Source organism: Streptacidiphilus jeojiense (genome assembly GCF_000719095.1).
Classification (GTDB): Bacteria; Actinomycetota; Actinomycetes; order Streptomycetales; family Streptomycetaceae; genus Streptacidiphilus; species Streptacidiphilus jeojiensis.
Map to the genome: position 1 here is coordinate 263,465 of NZ_JOEH01000021.1, position 17,193 is coordinate 280,657.

At 71.4% G+C, this 17,193-nt stretch carries 18 protein-coding genes; 5 read left to right on the top strand and 13 right to left on the bottom strand.

Going from position 1 to position 17,193, the window contains the following annotated elements:
* The first annotated feature begins 48 nt into the window (after nucleotides 1–48).
* Complete coding sequence (locus IF29_RS0127340) at nucleotides 49–471, top strand: hypothetical protein (protein WP_030260228.1); 423 nt, start codon at nucleotides 49–51, stop codon at nucleotides 469–471.
* Here IF29_RS0127340 and IF29_RS0127345 read toward each other — a convergent pair.
* The 7 genes from IF29_RS0127345 to IF29_RS0127375 form a co-directional block, all read right to left on the bottom strand.
* A complete protein-coding gene (locus IF29_RS0127345; protein ID WP_084715034.1) occupies nucleotides 466–1,578 on the bottom strand; it encodes a CaiB/BaiF CoA transferase family protein in 1,113 nt (370 codons plus the stop codon). The two genes, IF29_RS0127340 and IF29_RS0127345, sit on opposite strands and share 6 nt — an antisense overlap.
* The gene (locus tag IF29_RS0127350) at nucleotides 1,575–2,531 is read right to left on the bottom strand and encodes an LLM class F420-dependent oxidoreductase (protein WP_030260231.1); all 957 of its coding nucleotides are present in this window, start codon (nucleotides 2,529–2,531) and stop codon (nucleotides 1,575–1,577) included. The genes IF29_RS0127345 and IF29_RS0127350 overlap by 4 nt, the downstream gene beginning before the upstream one ends.
* A gap of 62 nt (nucleotides 2,532–2,593) precedes the next feature.
* Nucleotides 2,594–3,025: a cobalamin-dependent protein gene (locus IF29_RS0127355; RefSeq protein WP_030260234.1), complete on the bottom strand. Its 432-nt coding sequence runs from the start codon at nucleotides 3,023–3,025 to the stop codon at nucleotides 2,594–2,596.
* Complete coding sequence (locus IF29_RS0127360; RefSeq protein ID WP_030260237.1) at nucleotides 3,025–4,620, bottom strand: methylmalonyl-CoA mutase family protein; 1,596 nt, start codon at nucleotides 4,618–4,620, stop codon at nucleotides 3,025–3,027. The genes IF29_RS0127355 and IF29_RS0127360 overlap by 1 nt, the downstream gene beginning before the upstream one ends.
* Nucleotides 4,617–6,074 carry a FadD3 family acyl-CoA ligase gene (locus IF29_RS0127365; protein WP_030260240.1) on the bottom strand — a complete coding sequence of 486 codons (1,458 nt, stop codon included), beginning with the start codon at nucleotides 6,072–6,074 and terminating at the stop codon, nucleotides 4,617–4,619. Before IF29_RS0127365 ends, IF29_RS0127360 begins: the two co-directional genes overlap by 4 nt.
* Nucleotides 6,074–7,249, bottom strand: coding sequence for an amidohydrolase family protein (locus IF29_RS0127370; protein ID WP_030260243.1), 1,176 nt, complete (start codon nucleotides 7,247–7,249; stop codon nucleotides 6,074–6,076). The genes IF29_RS0127365 and IF29_RS0127370 overlap by 1 nt, the downstream gene beginning before the upstream one ends.
* A 29-nt stretch (nucleotides 7,250–7,278) precedes the next feature.
* Entirely contained in the window at nucleotides 7,279–8,826 is a 1,548-nt protein-coding gene (locus IF29_RS0127375; protein ID WP_030260245.1) for an AMP-binding protein, read from the bottom strand.
* Between the two features lie 65 nt (nucleotides 8,827–8,891).
* On the opposite strand from IF29_RS0127375, the gene IF29_RS0127380 reads away from it, so the two are divergent.
* The 3 genes from IF29_RS0127380 (at nucleotide 8,892) to IF29_RS0127390 (ending at nucleotide 11,433) form a co-directional block, all read left to right on the top strand.
* Nucleotides 8,892–9,890: a ferredoxin--NADP reductase gene (locus tag IF29_RS0127380; RefSeq protein ID WP_030260247.1), complete on the top strand. Its 999-nt coding sequence runs from the start codon at nucleotides 8,892–8,894 to the stop codon at nucleotides 9,888–9,890.
* A gap of 90 nt (nucleotides 9,891–9,980) precedes the next feature.
* Nucleotides 9,981–10,700, top strand: coding sequence for an enoyl-CoA hydratase/isomerase family protein (locus IF29_RS0127385; protein WP_030260249.1), 720 nt, complete (start codon nucleotides 9,981–9,983; stop codon nucleotides 10,698–10,700).
* Nucleotides 10,690–11,433, top strand: coding sequence for an alpha/beta hydrolase fold domain-containing protein (locus tag IF29_RS0127390; protein ID WP_051726068.1), 744 nt, complete (start codon nucleotides 10,690–10,692; stop codon nucleotides 11,431–11,433). Before IF29_RS0127385 ends, IF29_RS0127390 begins: the two co-directional genes overlap by 11 nt.
* Here the strand turns inward: IF29_RS0127390 and IF29_RS0127395 are convergent.
* The 3 genes from IF29_RS0127395 to IF29_RS0127405 all read right to left on the bottom strand — a co-directional run bounded on the left by IF29_RS0127395 (nucleotide 11,372) and on the right by IF29_RS0127405 (nucleotide 13,958).
* Nucleotides 11,372–11,950 carry a TetR/AcrR family transcriptional regulator gene (locus IF29_RS0127395; protein WP_051726069.1) on the bottom strand — a complete coding sequence of 193 codons (579 nt, stop codon included), beginning with the start codon at nucleotides 11,948–11,950 and terminating at the stop codon, nucleotides 11,372–11,374. The genes IF29_RS0127390 and IF29_RS0127395 overlap by 62 nt on opposite strands.
* 118 nt (nucleotides 11,951–12,068) lie before the next feature.
* Nucleotides 12,069–12,875, bottom strand: a complete 807-nt coding sequence (locus tag IF29_RS0127400) for an acyl-CoA thioesterase (RefSeq protein WP_030260255.1) — start codon at nucleotides 12,873–12,875, stop codon at nucleotides 12,069–12,071.
* Between the two features lie 75 nt (nucleotides 12,876–12,950).
* A complete protein-coding gene (locus IF29_RS0127405) occupies nucleotides 12,951–13,958 on the bottom strand; it encodes a TIGR03617 family F420-dependent LLM class oxidoreductase (protein WP_030260257.1) in 1,008 nt (335 codons plus the stop codon).
* Nucleotides 13,959–14,016: 58 nt separating this feature from the next.
* Between IF29_RS0127405 and IF29_RS0127410 the strand changes: the two genes are divergently transcribed.
* The gene (locus IF29_RS0127410) at nucleotides 14,017–14,817 is read left to right on the top strand and encodes an enoyl-CoA hydratase (RefSeq protein ID WP_030260259.1); all 801 of its coding nucleotides are present in this window, start codon (nucleotides 14,017–14,019) and stop codon (nucleotides 14,815–14,817) included.
* Nucleotides 14,818–14,837: 20 nt separating this feature from the next.
* Here IF29_RS0127410 and IF29_RS0127415 read toward each other — a convergent pair whose 3' ends face one another.
* From IF29_RS0127415 to IF29_RS0127425, 3 genes are read right to left on the bottom strand one after another with little or no spacing between them, the layout of a single operon-like run.
* Nucleotides 14,838–15,629, bottom strand: a complete 792-nt coding sequence (locus IF29_RS0127415) for an acyl-CoA dehydrogenase family protein (protein WP_030260261.1) — start codon at nucleotides 15,627–15,629, stop codon at nucleotides 14,838–14,840.
* Between the two features lie 2 nt (nucleotides 15,630–15,631).
* The gene (locus IF29_RS0127420; protein WP_232242492.1) at nucleotides 15,632–16,771 is read right to left on the bottom strand and encodes an acyl-CoA dehydrogenase family protein; all 1,140 of its coding nucleotides are present in this window, start codon (nucleotides 16,769–16,771) and stop codon (nucleotides 15,632–15,634) included.
* Nucleotides 16,768–17,181, bottom strand: coding sequence for a nuclear transport factor 2 family protein (locus tag IF29_RS0127425; RefSeq protein ID WP_232242497.1), 414 nt, complete (start codon nucleotides 17,179–17,181; stop codon nucleotides 16,768–16,770). The genes IF29_RS0127420 and IF29_RS0127425 overlap by 4 nt, the downstream gene beginning before the upstream one ends.
* Nucleotides 17,182–17,193 lie beyond the last annotated feature (12 nt).

The window sequence follows — 17,193 nt, forward strand, 5'->3', positions numbered from 1 at the left end:
CATGCCCTGAGCCAACTGAGCCAGTCCGAGGAAGAAGAGGCCATTCAGATGTCCGTGCAGCACCGACCCGGACGCCGCGCGTCCACGATCGCCATCGCCGTGAGCGCCGTTCTGCTGACCGGGGGACTCGTCGCCGGTTGTGACGGCGTCAACGGCGTCAACGGCTTCAACAGCTCCGTCGGCTGCTTCGGCAATGCCGGCACGATCGCCGACAGCCTGATCGCGATCCACGAGGCCGGCCTGGACTCGTCGCACGACCCCACGCGGACCCACGAGTCGATCGACACCATCAACAGGAACCTGGCCGAGATCGGCGACGGGACCGACGACGCCAAGGTCAACAAGGCGGTCGACAACCTGAACAAGGCGATCGCCGACTACAACCGGGACATCCTGAACGGCGACACCAGCCCGGACTCCAGCAGGATCGACGCTGCCGCCGCCCAACTCCGTGTGGCGTGCACGTCATGACGGTTCGTCAGTCCGGGTCGGATCCGGGCAGTCGTGCTCGCCCAGGCCCGGTGGCGGGCGGTAGGCGGGGTGGTAGCCGGCGATCCGGACGGAGCCGGCGACCAGGCGGTAGTCGCCGGCCGTCACCACCATCTCGGGGGTGGCCGCCAGCGCCTCCGGCAGGGTGCGGACGGCGGCCGCCGGTACGCCCAGGGGGCGGAGTCGGGACTCCCAGGCGGCGGCCGTGTCGGTGGCCAGGGCCTCCGTGACGGCGGCCAGCACCTCCTCGCGGCGGGCCGCTCGGTCGGCCATCGTCGGGAAGCCGGCGACGCCGGCTTCGGCCGCGAAGGACTTCCAGAAGCCGTCATGGGTGATGAACAGGGCCAGATGGCCTTCCAGGGTCGGGAAGATCTGGGCCGGTACGTAGTAGGAGTGCGCGCCCCGGGGCAGGCGCTTCGGCACCACCCCGTCGTTGAGGTAGGCCGCTGCCCGGTAGTTGAGCTGGGACAGCATCACATCCCGTAGACAGACGTCCACTTGGCCGCCGCGGCCGGAGACGATCTGGGCGAGCAGGCCCAGTGCGGCGGTCAGACCTGAGGAGTTGTCGGCCGCCGAGTAGCCGGGCAGGCCCGGCGGTCCCGAGGGTTCGCCGGTGAGCGCGGCCACGCCGGTGGCGGCCTGGACCACGTAGTCGAAGGCCGGGTGGTCGCCGCCGTGCAGCCCGTAGCCGGTGAGGGCGACGCAGACGATCCGGTCGTTCCACGGCCGCAGCGCGTCATAGGTGAGGCCGAGCCGGTGGATCGCCGAGGGCTTGAGGTTGACCAGCAGTGCGTGTGCGTCGGCGACCAGTTCGTGCAGCCGGGTCCGGCCCGGTTCGGAGTTCAGGTCGAGGCGGATGCTGCGCTTGCCACGGTTGAGGCTGGCGAAGTAGGAGGCGCTGACCTGCCGTGAGATGTCGCCGCCGGGCGGCTCGATCTTGGTGACCTCGGCGCCGAGGTCGGCCAGCATCATGGTGGCGTAGGGGCCGGCCAGCATATGGCCGACCTCCAGGATCCGGACGCCGGCCAGCGGGCCCGTGCTCTCCGGGCCTGCGCTCTCCGGTCCTGCGCCCTCCGGGCCCGCGCTCACCGGAACTCCGTGGCGAGTCCGGCCAGCATCTCCCTGGTCCGCTGCTTGGAGGCGACCAGTTCCTCCCGGTTCTCGCCGATGGGCAGCAGCCGCACCGACAGGTCGGTGGCGCCCGCGTCGGCGAACCGGCGGAACCGGGTGGCGATGGCGGCCTCGTCGCCGACCGCGCACAGGTCGCCGATGGACTCGGCGTCGCCCTGGTCCAGCAGCCGCTGGTAGTTGGGCGAGATCTCGGCCTCCCCGAGGATCCGGTTGGCTCGCTCCCGGGCCGCGTCCTCCTCGCCCGGCCGGCACAGGCAGACCGGGATCCCGGCGACGATCCGCGGGGCCGGACGCCCGGCGCCCTCGGCCGCCTTGGTGATCCGTGGCACGACGTGCTCGGCCACCGCGCGCTCGTCGGCCATCCACAGCACCGTCCCGTCGGCCCGTTCGCCCGCGAGCGCCAGCATCACCGGGCCCAGTGCGGCGATCAGCACCGGCATCGGGGCCACCGGGCCCAGCTCCAGCGGATTGTGCACGGTGAACGACGCGTTCTCCACGTCGACCGGGCCGGGGCCGTGCAAAGCGGCGTCCAGGACGTCCAGGTAGTCGCGGGTGAGACCGGCCGGCCGTTCGTATGGCAGGCCCAGCATGTCCCGGACGATCCAGTGGTGCGAGGGGCCGAGGCCCAGGGCCAGCCGCCCGCCCGTCGCGGCCTGCGCGGACAGCGCCTGCCGGGCCAGCGCGATCGGGTGCTGCGCCTGCAGCGGCACCACCGCGGTGCCCAGCTCGATCCGCGAGGTGCGCACCCCCATCAGCGCGACCGCCGTCAGGGCGTCGAAGTCGGTGGGGATCTGCGGCACCCAGGCCGTGTCGATCCCCGCGCCCTCGGCCCACTCCACATCCGCGATCATCCGCGCGACCTTGCGCGCGGAGTCCCCGCGTTCCGGTCCGATCATCACCCCGACCCGCACGGTGCCTCCAGCTCTTGTCCGGTAGTTGATGTGTCGTCAGACAGCAGGTTCAGACAGCAGGTTCAGAGGGCGGGTTCGACGGCCGTGGTCGTCAGTGCACGGACCCCCGCCACCACCGCGTCCAGCGGGGTCCCGGTCGGGAACACCGCTGCGGCGCCGGCCGCGTGCAGTCGGGGGACGTCGGCCGCGGGGATGGTGCCGCCGACGACCACGGCGATGTCGGCCGCGTCGGCGGCCCGCAGGCCCTCGACGACGCGGGCGGTCAGGGCGAGGTGGGCGCCGGACAGGATGCTGAGTCCGACCACGGCCACGTCCTCCTGGACGGCGGTGGCCACGATGGACTCGATCCGCTGGCGGATGCCGGTGAAGACCACCTCGAAGCCGGCGTCGCGCAGCGCCCGCGCCACGATCTTGGCTCCGCGGTCGTGGCCGTCCAGGCCCGGCTTGGCGATCAGGACGCGGGTGGCGGTGGCGGCGGTTGTGGCGGTGGTCATCAGAACACCACCGGCTGCTGGAACTCGCCCCAGACCGCCTTGAGCGCGGCGACCATCTCGCCGACCGTGCAGTAGGCGTTGGCGCAGTCGATCAGACGGGGCATCAGATTGTCGGTCCCTTCCGCGGCGCGGGTCAGCTCGGCGAGAGCGGTGCGGACGGTGACGGCGTCCCGGGTCGCCTTCACGTCGGCGAGCCGTTTCAGCTGCCGGTCCAGGCCCTCGGCGTCCAGTTCGTAGGTGGCCAGTTCGGGGGCCGGCTCGTCCGCCGTGAACCGGTTGACGCCGACGACCGGCCGGGTCCCCGACTCGACCTCCTGGTGGATCCGGTAGGCCTCGTCGGCGATCAGGCCCTGCAGGTAGCCGTCCTCGATCGCCCGGACCATGCCGCCGTGCCGCTCCAGGTCCGCCATGATCTCCACGATCCTGGCCTCGGTGGCGTCGGTGAGCGATTCGACGAAGTAGGAGCCGCCGAGCGGGTCGGCGACCCTGGCCACCCCGGTCTCGTGGGCCAGGATCTGCTGGGTGCGCAGGGCCAGGGTGGTGGACTCCTCGCTGGGCAGCGCGAAGGGTTCGTCCCAGGCGGCGGTGAACATCGACTGGACCCCGCCTAGCACCGAGGCCAGCGCCTCGTAGGCGACCCGGACCGTGTTGTTCCTGGCCTGCGGGGCGTAGAGGGAGGCGCCGCCGGCCACGCAGCCGAAGCGGAACATCGACGCCTTGTCGGAGGTCGCACCGTAGCGCTCGCGCACGATGGTGGCCCAACGGCGGCGTCCGGCACGGTACTTGGCGATCTCCTCGAAGAAGTCGCCGTGGGTGTAGAAGAAGAAGGAGATCTGTGGGGCGAACTGCTCGATCGTCATCCGGCCGCGGGCCAGCACGGTGTCGCAGTAGGTGACCCCGTCGGCCAGGGTGAAGGCCATCTCCTGCACCGCGTTGGCACCGGCGTCGCGGAAGTGGGCGCCGGCCACCGAGATCGCGTTGAAGCTGGACACCTCGGCCGCGCAGAACTCGATGGTGTCCGCGATCAGCCGCAGCGAGGGGTCGGGCGGCCAGATCCAGGTGCCGCGCGAGGCGTACTCCTTGAGGATGTCGTTCTGGATGGTCCCGGTGAGCTTCGCCCGGGGGATGCCCCGGCGCTCGGCGGCGGCCACGTAGAAGGCCAGCAGGATCGCCGCGGTCCCGTTGATGGTGAAGCTGGTGCTGATCCGGTCCAGCGGGATGCCGTCGAACAGCACCTCGGCATCGGCGAGGGTGTCCACGGCGACGCCGACCCGGCCGACCTCCTCGCCGACCTCGGGGTCGTCGGAGTCGTAGCCGCACTGAGTGGGCAGGTCCAGTGCGACCGAGAGTCCGGTGCCGCCCTGTTCCAGCAGGTAGCGGTAGCGGCGGTTGGACTCCTCGGCGGTGCCGAACCCGGAGTACTGCCGGAAGGTCCACAGCCGCCCCCGGTAGCCGGAGGGGTAGTTGCCGCGGGTGAAGGGGAAGTGGCCGGGGTCCGGCGGATCCCCGGCCAGGTCCGCCGGTCCGTAGACCGACTTGAGCGGGATGCCCGAGGAGGTATGCGTCGCTGAGGAGTTCTGGGCGGAGTCGTTCACTTCAGTACGTCTTTCATCAGCAGGGTCTTCATCACCTTGCCGCTGGCGTTCAGCGGCAGCTCGTCGAGGAAGTCCACGTACCGGGGCGCCTTGAAGCCGGCCATCCGGGTGCGGCTCCAGGCGATCAGCTCCTGCTCCGTCACCGGGCCGCGGCGGACCACGAAGGCTTTGCCGACCTGGCCGAGCCGCTCGTCCGGGACGCCGACCACGGCGACCTGGGCCACCGCCGGATGCTCCATCAGGAAGCCCTCGATCTCGGCCGGGTAGGCGTTGAAGCCGCCGGCGATGAACATGTCCTTCTTGCGGCCGACGATCCGCAGCTTGCCCGCGTCGTCCAGCGTGCCCAGGTCCCCGGTGTGCAGCCAGCCGTCCGGGTCGATGGCCTCGGCGGTCGCCGACGGGTCGTCGAGGTAGCCCTGCATCACGGTGTAGCCGCGCACCAGCACCTCGCCGTCGTCCGCGATCCGGATCTCGACTCCGTCGCAGGGGGTGCCGACCGTGGTCGCGATGGACTCGAAGGAGTCGCCGGGCCGGGAGGCGGTGGCCGTCCCCGCCTCGGTCAGCCCGTAGCCGGTCATCACCGAGCGGAAGGGCAGCTCGCTGACGATCCGTCGGATCAGTTCGACCGGGATGTCGGCGGACCCGGTCACCGCCACCCGCAGCGAGGACAGGTCGTGGCCGCCGCGTGCGGACAGCAGCGAGTGGTAGAGCGTGGGCGGTCCGGGAAGCACCGTGACCTTCTCCCGCTCCACCAGGGCGAGCACCTGCTCCACGTCGAAGACCGGCACCGGCAGGATGGTCGCGCCGCGGATCAGCGAGGCGATGCAGCCGGCCTTGTAGCCGAAGATGTGGAAGTACGGATTGACCGTCAGATAGCGGTCGCCCTGCCGCAGATCGGCCAGGTCGCACCACTCCGCGTACAGCCGCAGGGTCTGGGCGTGGTTCATCATCACGCCCTTGGGGCGCCCGCTGGTGCCCGAGGTGAACATGATGTCGCAGACGTCGGTCCCCAGCACCGGGCGTTGGAACGGCGAACCGCTGGCGAGGAAGTCCGACTTCAGGTCGATCACCGGGACCCCGGGCTGGGCCGGGTAGTCCTGGCCCAGGAAGCCGCTCTGGACCAGGACGGCCCTGGCCCCGCTGCGGCGGATGATGTCGTGCGCCTCGTCCGCCTTGAAGCGGGTGTTGACCGGGACCAGCACGCCGCCGGCGGTCAGCAGCCCGAATGCCGCGATGATCCATTCGGCCGAGTTGGGTGCCCAGAGCGCCACCCGGTCGCCGCGTTCGATCCCGGCGGAGGCGAACGCGCCGGCGGCCACCCGGACCCGGTCGACCAGTTCGGTGAAGCTGAGCCGCAGCGGGCCGTCCACCACGGCCTCGGCGTCGCCGAAGCGGTCGGCCGCGCTCAGCACCATGTCGGGGATGGTCTCCCAGGCCTTTGCCGTGGTCTGCATTACGCGATCAGCCGGGCCAGGTTGCCGCCCATGATCTTGGCCTGGTCGGCCTCGTTGAACTTGGCCAGCGTGTCGACGTAGGTGACCGGGTCGGCAAGCCCCTCGGGGTGCGGCCAGTCGGAGCCGAACAGCACCCGGTCGACGCCCACCACGGAGGCCAGCTCGGACATGTCCTCCTCCCAGAACGGGCTGATGTGGATCCGGGTCCGGACCGCCTCGACCGGGTCGCCGAGGAAGCCCCGGGGCTGCTTCTTGTAGACGCTGGCGAGCTGGTCGAGCAGCGGCACCAGCCAGGACGAGCCGTTCTCGATGACCGAGACCTTCAGCTCGGGGAAGCGGAACAGCGCGCCGTGGCAGACCCAGGAGGACACCGCGTCGGTGACCGGGCGCCACTCGTTCATCATCCGGAACACCTGGGCCTCGAAGGGCCGCATCTCCTGGCCCTTGCCCTCCCAGTCGTTGGAGTAGCGGGAGTAGCCGCTGTCGGAGGAGTGCATCGCCACCAGCACCCCGGCCTGCTCGACGCGCTTCCAGAACGGGTCGAACTCCGGCAGCGCGAACGACCGCGACCCGCCGTAGCCGGGCACCGGGGCCGGCCGGACCAGGATCACCCGGGCCCCGCGCTCCAGGCACCACTCCAGCTCGGCGATGGCCTTGTCCAGGATCGGCAGGCTGATCACCGGGGTGGTGTAGATCCGGTCCTTGTGGTTGAAGCCCCAGGTCTCGTACAGCCACTGGTTGAGCGAGTGGACCACCGCGTGGATCAGCTCCGGCTCGTCCCGCATCCGTTCCTCGACCAGGCTGGCCAGGGTGGGGAACATCAGCGTCCGCTGGATCCCCATCTCGTCCATCAGCTCCAGCCGCGGAGCGGGCTCCCGGAACGCCGGTATCGACTTCATCGGGGCCCCGAAGAGCTCCCGGTGCGACTTGCCGTCCGGGTTGCCCTCCCGGAAGTACTGCTCCCACGCGCCCGGACGGGCCACCACCTCGAAGGTGGGGTTGGGGATGTAGTCACTGATCTGTCCCAGCACCGCGATCTTCTTGCGGCCGTTCACCACCGGGTACTGGATGGCCGACCGGTACTGCTCGGGCAGGTACCTGGTGAGCGCGTCCTCGGTCTCGTACAGGTGGTTGTCCGCGTCGAACAGCGGATACGGCAGCTCGCGTGACGGCATGAGATCCTCCTTTGCTGAATAAGAGAACCTTATTCTCCGTCGTGGCGCACTGCAATGTCCCGACGGAGGTGAAACTTCTGGATCTTGCCGCTCGCGGTGCGCGGGAAGTCCTCGACCGTGTGGAGCTCCTCGGGCCACTTCTGCCGGGCCAGGCCCGCCTGTTCCAGGTGGCGCCGCATGGCGTCGATGGTGGGCGGCGCGGGGTGGCCGGGCCGCAGCCGGACCACGGCAGCGGCGTGCTCGCCGAGCCGGACGTCGGGGGCGGCCACTACGGCGGCCTCGGCCACGCCGTCCATGGCGAGCAGCAGTTCCTCGACCTCCACCGCGCTGATGTTCTCCCCGCCGCGGATGATGATGTCGGCCTTGCGGTCGGTGATGGTGAGGCAGCCGTCCTGGTCCAGCACGCCGATGTCCCCGGTGCGGTACCAGCCCTCGGTGTCGAAGGCGTTCTCGGTCAGGGCCGGATCGGTGTAGCCGAGGCACAGGTCGGGGCCCCGGCTGAGGATCTCGCCGTCGCACTCCAGCCGGAACTCCACGCCGGACAGCGCCTTCCCGTCGGTGTACAGCCGCTCGCGCTCGGGCGCGGTGTGCAGGGAGCCGGTGATGGAGGGGTGTTCGGTGCTGCCGTAGGAGCGGAACGCGGTGATGCCGAGGGCCTCCAGCCGGGTGGTGACCGAGGTCGGGACCGACGCGCCGCCGAGGCCGGCGTACTTCATGTGCGCGAGGTGTCCGGGGGTGAAGTCGGGGTGGTCCAGCAGGCTGGTCATGTAGTAGGCCGCGCCGCCGCCCACGGTGAGTCCGTCACGTGTCATCAGTTCCAGCGCCCGGCCCGGGTCCCAGGTGTCGGCGAGGTTCACCGGGGAGCCGTCCAGCACCGGGATCAGGAAGGCGTTCACCATCCCGATGAAGTGGCCGACCGGCGCCGAGGTGAGCTGGCTGCCCCGGTCCGGCGGATAGAAGCCGGCCAGCTGGCGGGTCTCGTAGCCGAGGGTCTGGTGGCTGTGGACGACGCCCTTGGGGTCGCGGGTGGTGCCGGAGGTGAAGGCGATCAGGGCGGGGGCGGCCGGGTCGGTCCGGACCACGCCGGGCATGGGTTCGGCGCCGAGCAGGTCGTCGAAGTCCCGTCCCACCACGCCGACCACGGGTACCCGGGCGCTCAGGTCGGGCTGGTGCTCCATCCGCCCGAAGCGCTCGGCCGTGACGAAGACCTTCGGGGTGACCGAGTCCAGGATGTAGCCGACCTCCTTGCGCCCGTAGAAGTGGACGATCGGCACCACGACCGCCCCGAGCAGCGCCGAGGCCCAGAAGACCGCGGCGGCCTCCATCCAGTTGGGCAGTTGGAAGGCGACCGCGTCACCGGGGCCGACGCCGCGCTCGCGCAGCCCTGCGGCCAGCCGGCGCGCGGTCCGTTCGAGCTCGCCGAAGGTCCCCGTCCAGGGCCGCACGTCCGAGTGCACCCGGAATACGGTCTCCGGGGCGGCCTCCAGGCCGCGGGCCAGCAGGTCGCCGATGGTGTCCCGGGTCCACCAGCCCTCCGCCTCGTAGCGCTGCACCAGTTCGGCGGGGATCTTTCGCATGGCGAGTGCTCCTTCCTCGACGCTGAGAATTGCACTCTCTCAGCAAGAGAAGCTAAATTCCATACATGGGACGAGACCAGGGCCTGTATCCGGCCCGAATCACCCGAGTCATCCAGGAGACCGCCGACACGCGCACCTATGTGCTCGACGTCCCCTATCCCTACCGGGCCGGACAGTTCCTGACCGTCAAGGTCTGCGACACCCTGCGCAGTTACTCGATGTCGAGCTCCCCGGACACCGACGCCGAGCTGATGACGACGGTGAAGCGGGTCCCCGGCGGCCTGGTCTCCAACTGGATGCACGACCATCTGCGGCCCGGCGACGTCATCGAGACCACCCGTCCCACCGGGCTCTTCTGCCTGCGGGAGACCCCGGCGCCGCTGCTGGCGTTCTGCGGGGGCAGCGGCGTCACGCCGATCCTGTCCCTGGTCAAGACCGCGCTGGCGACGACGGCGCGACGGGTCCGGGTGCTGGCGGCCGACCGGGACGCCGACTCGGTCATCTTCGGACCCGCGATGGACGAGCTGGCCCGGCGCCACCCGACCCGCTTCGAGATCCGGCACCACCTGGACGACCGGTCGGGCTATGTCACCGAGGACCAGGTGCGCGAGTTCGTCCTGGGCGACCGGGGCGCGGACTTCTACCTCTGCGGACCGGCGCCCTTCATGGACCTGACCGAGCGTGCGTTGCTGGCCCACGGCGCCGATCCGGCACGGATCTTCGCCGAGCGCTTCGCCGCCCCGGCCGCAGTGGTCGACTCCGGCGACGGCTCCGCCGACGCCGAACTGGACGGCACCGTCTCCATCGTCCTCTCCGGCAAGCGGCACACCGTCGCCCAGCACGCCAACGAGACCCTGCTGGAGAGTGCGCGCCGGGCCGGTCTGGCGCCGCCCTTCTCCTGCGAGGCGGGGAACTGCGCCACCTGCATCGCCCAGATCACCGAGGGCAAGGCCCGGATGCGGGTGAACAACGCGCTGGAGGAGGACGAGATCGCCGACGGCTGGATCCTCACCTGCCAGGGGGAGCCGGTGACTCCGCACGTCACCGTCGTCTACGAGGACTGATCCGGTGGAACCGGTCTGGACTGCGCCGCTGCCGGTGAATATGATGTTCGCTCAGAATGAGAATACGCATCTCTCATATGGAGAAGCTTGATGGTAGAGCTGGAGCTGGACCAAGGGCTGGCCGTCGTCACCATCAACCGCCCGCAGGCCCGTAACGCCATCGCGCTGAGCACCATGGACGAGTTGGACAAGGCTCTCGATGCGGCGGAGGGCTCCCGGGCCCTGGTCGTCACCGGCGCGGGCGACCGGGCCTTTGTGTCCGGTGGGGACCTGAAGGAACTCGCCGCGATCCGGACCGAGGAGGAGGCGATGGCCATGGCCCTGCGGATGCGGGGGATCTGCGACCGGCTGGCGGCGTTCCCCGGCCCGGTGATCGCGGCCCTGAACGGGCATGCCCTGGGAGGCGGGGCCGAGGTCGCCCTGGCCGCCGACATCCGGGTGGCCGCCGACGACATCAGGATCGGCTTCACCCAGGTGACGCTCGCGATCATGCCGGCCTGGGGCGGCGCCGAACGGCTCGCGTCACTGGTCGGCCGGGGGAGGGCGCTGCTGCTCGCGGGCACGGGGGCCATGGTCGGCGCCGTCGAGGCCGAACGCCTCGGTCTGGTGGACCGGGTGCTGCCGCGGGCCGGCTTCGAGCAGGGCTGGCGCTCGCTGGCCAGGTCGCTCGCCACCGCACCGGCGCAGGCGATCAAGCAGGTGATCACGGGAGACGGCTCGGCCGAGCAGGCGGCGCGGCTCTTCGCGCAACTGTGGGTGGCCGACGAGCACTGGCAGGCAGTGGACGGAGTGATGTCGCGTGCGAAGTGAACCGCGGGTCGAGACGGGCTCGGTGGGCGTGGTCGTGCGTCCGCCGAACCCCACCGGGGGCGTCGTCCTGTACCTGCCCGGTGACCGGAGGCTCTCCGGCGCGCCGGAGTCGGCCCCCGGCCTGGCCGAGCGGCTGGCCCTGCGGACCGGGGCGGTGGTCGTCGCCCCGCGGCACCGCACCGCCTTCCCGGCCGCGCTGGAGGACGTCCACTCCGCCTACGACTACTGCCGGAGCCAGGGGCCGGTGGCCGTGGTGGGGGAGCGTCAGGGAGCGGGCCTGGCCGCCGCCCTGCTGCTGCGGTTGCGGGACCTGGGCGAGCCGGCGCCGCGCTGCGGGGTGCTGGTCTCGGCCCTGCTCGACCTCACCATGCAGGCGCCCAGCCTGCAGCTGAACGCGACCGCCGACCCCACCTTCGACGTGGCCGAGCTCGGCCGCTGGGCCGAGCGCTACGCCGCCGGCACCGCGCCGACCAACCCCCTGCTCAGCCCGCTGCTCGCCAATCTGCACGGACTGCCGCCGATCCAGCTGCTGGTGGCCGGCACCGATCCGCTGCTCGACGACTCGGTGGAGTTCGCCAACCGCGCGGCCCGCTCCGGCGTCACGGTGGACCTGCATGTGCGGGCGGACGCGGCGAGCCTGCGCGCGGAGGTCCTCACGGCCATGGCCGGCTTCATTCAGCGATGGAGTCCTCGGGCGCTGACCCCAGAAGCACGGACAGCGTATCCCGCATGATCGCCGGATAGTCCGTCTGATCCGGCTCCAGCAGCCACTGCAGCTGCATCCCCTCGATCATGGCCAGGACCGCCGTCGCGGCGGTCCGCGGGGTCAGCCCGCTGGGCAGCCGGGGTCCGTAGCGCTCCGCGAACAGCGCGACCGTGCGCTCCTCCAGGGTGTGCTGATGGTCGTGCAGGTACTGCTGGTCCAGGTCGTTCCCGGTGATGCTCTCGGCCAGCAGCACGCTGTGGACCTCGGCCAGCACCGGCATCCGGTGGTCGAAGGTCAGCGCCTCGGCGAGCTGGTTGGGCCAGTCCTTGTCCGCGTGGTCGGCGGCCAGGTAGGCCCGGCTGCGTTCCTCGCGGAACTCGAGCAGCGCGATGAGCAGCTTCTTCTTGCTCGGGAAGTGGTGCAGCAGGCCCTGCCTGGTCAGGCCCGCACGCTCGGCGACCAGGTCGAGGGAGGTGCCCCGGTAACCGCGTTCGGCGTACACCTCCAGGGCGGTGAGGAGGATCTCCTCGCGCTGGGTCGTCATCGCTATCATCCGGCACCCTTCCGGCACACCACGCCGTGTCCCGGGGCAACACTATGCGCGCCTTCCCGCCCGGACGAGGCTTTTGGCCCTCTCCGATCCCAGGACCGGAAGTCCGATCTCAGGACCTGAAGCGCAGCAGGGCCTCCTGAGCGAAGGAGGCGACCAGTGAGCCGTCGCGGGTGATCACGTCGCCCCGGCCGAAGCACCGGCCGTGCGCCAGCAGCGGGCTGTGCTGACGCAGCAGCAGCCAGTCGTCGGTGCGGAACGGGCGGTGGAACCACAGGCTGTGCGAGGTGACGGCGGAGGTGAACGCGGTGCCCGAGTCGTTCTGGGTGACCCCCTCCAGGGGGCGCAGCGCGGTGCCGATCAGGGTCAGGTCGGTCGCGTAGGCGGTCAAAGCGGGGGCCAGCTGCGGGTCGACCGGCGGGGTGCGCATCCACAGGTCGAACTCGGCCGGCTCGGCGTCCGGGGTGTCCAGGCCGCCGAGCGAGCGGGTGTCCCAGGGGATCAGGTCGAGAGCCAGCGCGTGCTCGGCCGCTGGGACCTCGGGGACCTTCAGGTCGCCCTGCCGGTCCAGCCCCTCCTCGAAGGCGTGCAGCGACACCGCGGCGGTGGCCACGACGCCCGACGTCTGCCGGGCCACGACCGTGACCGTGGCGAAGGTGCCGCCCTCGTGGTGGCGCTCCACCTGGTAGTCGACCGGTTCGTCGGTCCTTCCGGCCCGGGGGAACAGCGCGTGCAGGGACTTGACGGTCTTTCCGGGGCAGGCGAGCGAGGCGGCCCGGGCGAACTGGGCCAGCAACTGCCCACCGAACAGACGGTGGTAGGGCAGCCGCTGGTTGGGACCGGTGTAGCGCGGGCCCGGTCCGCCCTCCTGCTCGCGCAGGTCCACGCAGGCCAGCAGGTCGGTCCAGAGGTCGGTCACGGGTGCTCCCGGTGCAGGTCGGGGTCCAGGTGGGTAAGTCTGATTCTCGTTTACGAGAATGCTGTTTCGCAACCCTCAGCAGCACGCCCGCAGCCGCTCGACCAGGTCCGCTGCGGCGTCGCGGGCGAGGCCGGCCGGTGGTGTGAAGGTGATGCGGGTCAGCAGCCCGCCGAAGCGTTCCGCGACACGGACGGGCAGGACGTCGGGGCGGGCGACGATCGCGAAGGCGTCGACCATCTCGTCGGTGACCAGGCCGGCCATCTCCGGCCAGCGCCCAGCCTTCGACAGCGCGGTCAACTCCTGGTTCAGATCGCCCCATCCGTGCAGCTCGAACACGCCCCGGTAGGCGGGGGTGGAGGCGTAGAACGCGATCCGGGCCCGCAGCACCGGCAGGGCGGCCTCCATCTCCTGATCGGTGCCGGTGACGATGAACGGGGTGTTGGCCACCTCGAAGCCGTCCATGGTGGCGCCGGCCCGCTCGCGCCCCTCGCGCAGGGCCGGCAGGGTCCGTTCGCGGATCCAGCGCGCGGTGGTGTAGCCGTGGCAGAGGAAGCCGTCGGCCACCTCGCCGGCGGTACGGGTCATCAGCTCGCCGACACCGGCCAGCAGTACCCGGGGCGGGCCGAAGTCGTGGCGCGGGGGGACGAAGTCCGGGGGCATGAGGGTGTGCCGGTAGTACTCGCCCTGGAAGTCCAGTGGTGTGCCGTCCTGCCAGGAGGACCAGATGGTCCGCAGGGCGAGGACGAACTCGCGCAGCTGCGCCGCGGGCCGGCCCCAGGGCATGGAGTAGCGGCGCACCACGTGGGCCCGCACCTGCGAGCCGAGGCCGAGCAGCAGTCGGCCGCCCGAGTGCCGTTGCAGGTCGTCGGCGGTGTAGGCGAGGGTCATCGGCGATCGGGCCAGGGCGACCGCGATGGATGTGCCCAGCTCGATCCGGTCGGTCACCTCGGCGGCGACCGCGAGCGGGAGGAAGGGGTCCTGGTTGAGCTCTCCCGCCCAGGCGGCGTCGTAGCCGTCGCCCTCCAGGACGCGGGCCCGTGCTGCGGCGCCGGCCAGGCCGGTGATACCACCGTCGATTTTCATTTATGGATAGTATGATGTGCATTCAGTGAGAATCTAGTTCTCTGCGAAGAGGTGTCCCTTGCCCGAGCCCGTCGTTCTGGTCGACATCGAGGAGCGCGTCGCGACGGTGACGCTGAACCGGCCGGAGGCCCGCAATGCGCTGAGCCGGGAGCTCACCCAGGCGCTCTGGGACGCGGTCACCGCGGCCGGGCGGGACACCGACGTCGATGCGGTGATCCTGACCGGAGCGGATCCCGCGTTCTGCGCCGGCGTCGACCTGAAGGAGGTGTCGGGGGAGATACCCGCCACCGCGGCTCCTCGGGCATCGGGCCAGGGGCCCGAGCGTGACAGCAACGGCCTCTACCGGTTCCTGCCGGTCATCGGCAAGCCGGTGATCGGGGCCGTCAACGGCGTCGCGGTGACCGGCGGGCTCGAAGTGGCCCTGCAGTGCACCTTCCTGGTGGCCTCGGAGCGGGCCAGGTTCGCCGACACCCATGCCCGGCTCGGCATCATGCCGGGCGGCGGCGCCACCGTGCTGCTGGCCCAGTCCGTCGGGCTGCGCCGGGCTGTCGAGATGTCACTCACCGGCAATTTCCTGACCGCTGACGAGGCGTTGGACCTAGGACTGGTCAACCATGTCGTGCCGCACCAGGAGTTGCTTCCCTGTGCCCGGCAGCTGGCCGCCGACATCGTTAGCAACGACCAGCGCGGCGTGCGCCGGCTGCTCCGGCACTACCGTCAGCTGGCCAACACCGCCACCCTCGACGAGGCGCACCACATCGAGGGCGTCATGGCCGAGACCTGGCAGCCCGGGACCAGCCAGGTCGCCGCCCGGCGCCGCGAGGTCACCGCCCGCGGGCGTGCGCAGAGCCGGACCTGACGTGAGGGCTTGACGTGACGTCAGAGCTGGATCAGCCGGGGGGCCGTGCCGCTCTCCCGCAGCAGCGCCCCCACCTCCCGGGTCAACTCCCGTGCGCTGCCGAGCAGTCCGTCCAGCACCAGGGTCCGCCGGACGTGCCGGTGCAGACCGTGCTCGGCGGTGAAGCCGATCCCGCCGAGCACCTGCTGGCAGTGCCGGGCCGCTGTCAGCGCCGCCCGTCCGGCGGCCGCCTTGGCGAGCAGCGAGCCGAGCCCGTCCTCGGCGGCCAGCAGGGTCGCCTCGGCGCCCTCCAGGTCGACCAGGGTCTCGGCGAGCCGGTGCCGTACCGCCTGGAACGAGGAGAGCGGGCGGCCGAACTGGGTGCGGTCCAGCACATGGGTGCGGGCGAGCGCGAGCATGGCCCGGCCGGTGCCCAGCAGCCACCAGCCGAGTGCGCGGCGGCCGGCGGCCAGCGCCGGGTCCGTGAGCGGATCCCCGGTCGGGAGGATGCGCAGCGGCAGGTCCCCGTCCAGCGCCGTGCTCTCCCGGTCGTCCCGCTCCCAGCGCACCCATGCGCCGCCGGTGTACGGCAGTGCCGTGGTGCCGCCGGGCGGTCGTCCGGCCGCGCGGAGCAGGACGTCGTTCAGCAGTGGGGCGTGGGCGCCGGTCTCGCCGAGCAGGCGGAAGGTCAAGGGGACTGCGACGTCCGGCAGTTCGGCGAGCAGCTCGGCCCAGCCGAGGTCGGCCAGGGCCGAGTCGAGGGCGCGGCCCGACGCCGCCGTCATCGTCTTGCGGAGCGTCTCCGCGAGCAGCTCCCGTTCGGCCTGGTCCACGGTCAGTCCTTCCCCAGGCCGAGCAGTCGGCGGGCGATGATGTTGCGTTGGATCTCGGCGGTGCCGCCGTAGATGGTCGCCGCCCGGGAGTACAGGTACTCCTCCCGCCAGGGGGAGTCCGTCAGCTCCAGCACGCCCGGCAGCAGGTCCCGGGCCGTGTCGAACAGCCGCTGTTCGGCGGTGGCCAGCAGCACCTTGTCGACCGAGGTCTCCGGGCCGAGGACGGCGCCTTCGGCCAGTCGCCGCTGGGTCGCGTGGGAGCGGGCCCGGGCGGTGTGCAGCGCCAGGTAGGCGGCGCCCAGGGCGTCGTCGTCCGGATCCCCGGTCTCGTCGAGCAACCGGTCCAGCCGGGTGAACAGGTGGGCGATGCGGTGCCAGAAGCAGGTGGAGCGCTCGTGCGGGAGCAGGTCCATCGCCAGCTGCCAGCCGTCGCCCGGGCGGCCGAGCATCCGGTCGGCGGGGACGACCACGTCGTCGAGGAACACCTCGGCGAACTCGTCCACGCCGTGCATGGTGCGCAGCGGCCTGACGGTGATGCCGGGGGTGTCCATGTCGACGAAGAAGGCGGTGATCCCGCCGTGGCCGGGGCCGGTGCGGGTGAGCAGGACGCAGCGGGCGGCGTACTGGGCCAGGCTGGTCCAGACTTTCTGACCGGTGATCACCCAGTCTCCCCCACTCTCGGCTCCGCTCGAGTGGGAGGTACCCCCTTCGCGCGGGACCGCCCGGGTGGTGAGTGAGGCCAGGTCGCTGCCGGAGCCGGGCTCGGAGAAGCCCTGGCACCACTGTTCGCGGCCGCTGAGCAGCCGCGGGACCATGGTCCTCGCCAGTGCCGGCGGGGCGTACGAGATCAGCGTCGGGACCAGCACCTCGACCATCGAGTAGATCCCGGGCTCGGCCAGGCCGCGTTCGGCGACCTCCTCGCCGAGTACGGCGCGCAGTACCGCCGGCCCCCCGAGTCCCTGGACGTCGGGGGGCCAGCCGTACCGCATCCAGCCCGCGTCGAAGAGCGCCCTGCGCACCCGGGCCAGTTGGGCGACCTGTCCGTCGAGGGAGTGGTCCGGCCCGGGGGACAGGTCGTTCCGGTCCAGCCAGGTCCGCAGGCCCGAGCGGAAGTCGGCGACGTTCATGTGCGTGCTGCTCATGCGTCCGGGCGCTGGTAGGCGTGCGGGCGGCCCGAGTCGTGCGCTCCGCTGCGGCGGATGAAGGTCATCGCCCGGGTCCGCAGCCGCCAGCCCTCGGCTGTGCGCAGATAGGTGTCGTTGTAGTAGCCGATCCGCAGGTCGTGGCTGGCGTGGTCGACGAAGCAGAGCGGCTGGGTGCCGGTCGCGCTGTCCCCCGACAGCTCGACGACGGGTGTACCGGTGAGGAAGAGCCCCTTGGGGGCGGCGGCTACCAGCGCCGGGAACTCGTCCAGTCCGTAGCTGTCGCCGAAGGCGCTGTAGCTGCCGTCGGGGGTGAAGACGGCGATCACGCCGTCGATGTCCCCGCGGGTCATCTGCACCGCGTAGCGGGCCAGCAGCTGCTGGATCTCCATCAGGTCGTCAGTGGACAAGGACCCGACCGC

Coding starts and splice junctions, on each gene's coding strand:
- IF29_RS0127340 (WP_030260228.1), top strand. CDS start 49: ATGTCCGTGCAGCACCGACCCGGACGCCGCGCGTCCACGATCGCCATC.
- IF29_RS0127355 (WP_030260234.1), bottom strand. CDS start 3,025: ATGACCACCGCCACAACCGCCGCCACCGCCACCCGCGTCCTGATCGCC.
- IF29_RS0127365 (WP_030260240.1), bottom strand. CDS start 6,074: ATGCAGACCACGGCAAAGGCCTGGGAGACCATCCCCGACATGGTGCTG.
- IF29_RS0127370 (WP_030260243.1), bottom strand. CDS start 7,249: ATGCCGTCACGCGAGCTGCCGTATCCGCTGTTCGACGCGGACAACCAC.
- IF29_RS0127375 (WP_030260245.1), bottom strand. CDS start 8,826: ATGCGAAAGATCCCCGCCGAACTGGTGCAGCGCTACGAGGCGGAGGGC.
- IF29_RS0127380 (WP_030260247.1), top strand. CDS start 8,892: ATGGGACGAGACCAGGGCCTGTATCCGGCCCGAATCACCCGAGTCATC.
- IF29_RS0127385 (WP_030260249.1), top strand. CDS start 9,981: ATGGTAGAGCTGGAGCTGGACCAAGGGCTGGCCGTCGTCACCATCAAC.
- IF29_RS0127395 (WP_051726069.1), bottom strand. CDS start 11,950: ATGACGACCCAGCGCGAGGAGATCCTCCTCACCGCCCTGGAGGTGTAC.
- IF29_RS0127405 (WP_030260257.1), bottom strand. CDS start 13,958: ATGAAAATCGACGGTGGTATCACCGGCCTGGCCGGCGCCGCAGCACGG.
- IF29_RS0127420 (WP_232242492.1), bottom strand. CDS start 16,771: ATGAGCAGCACGCACATGAACGTCGCCGACTTCCGCTCGGGCCTGCGG.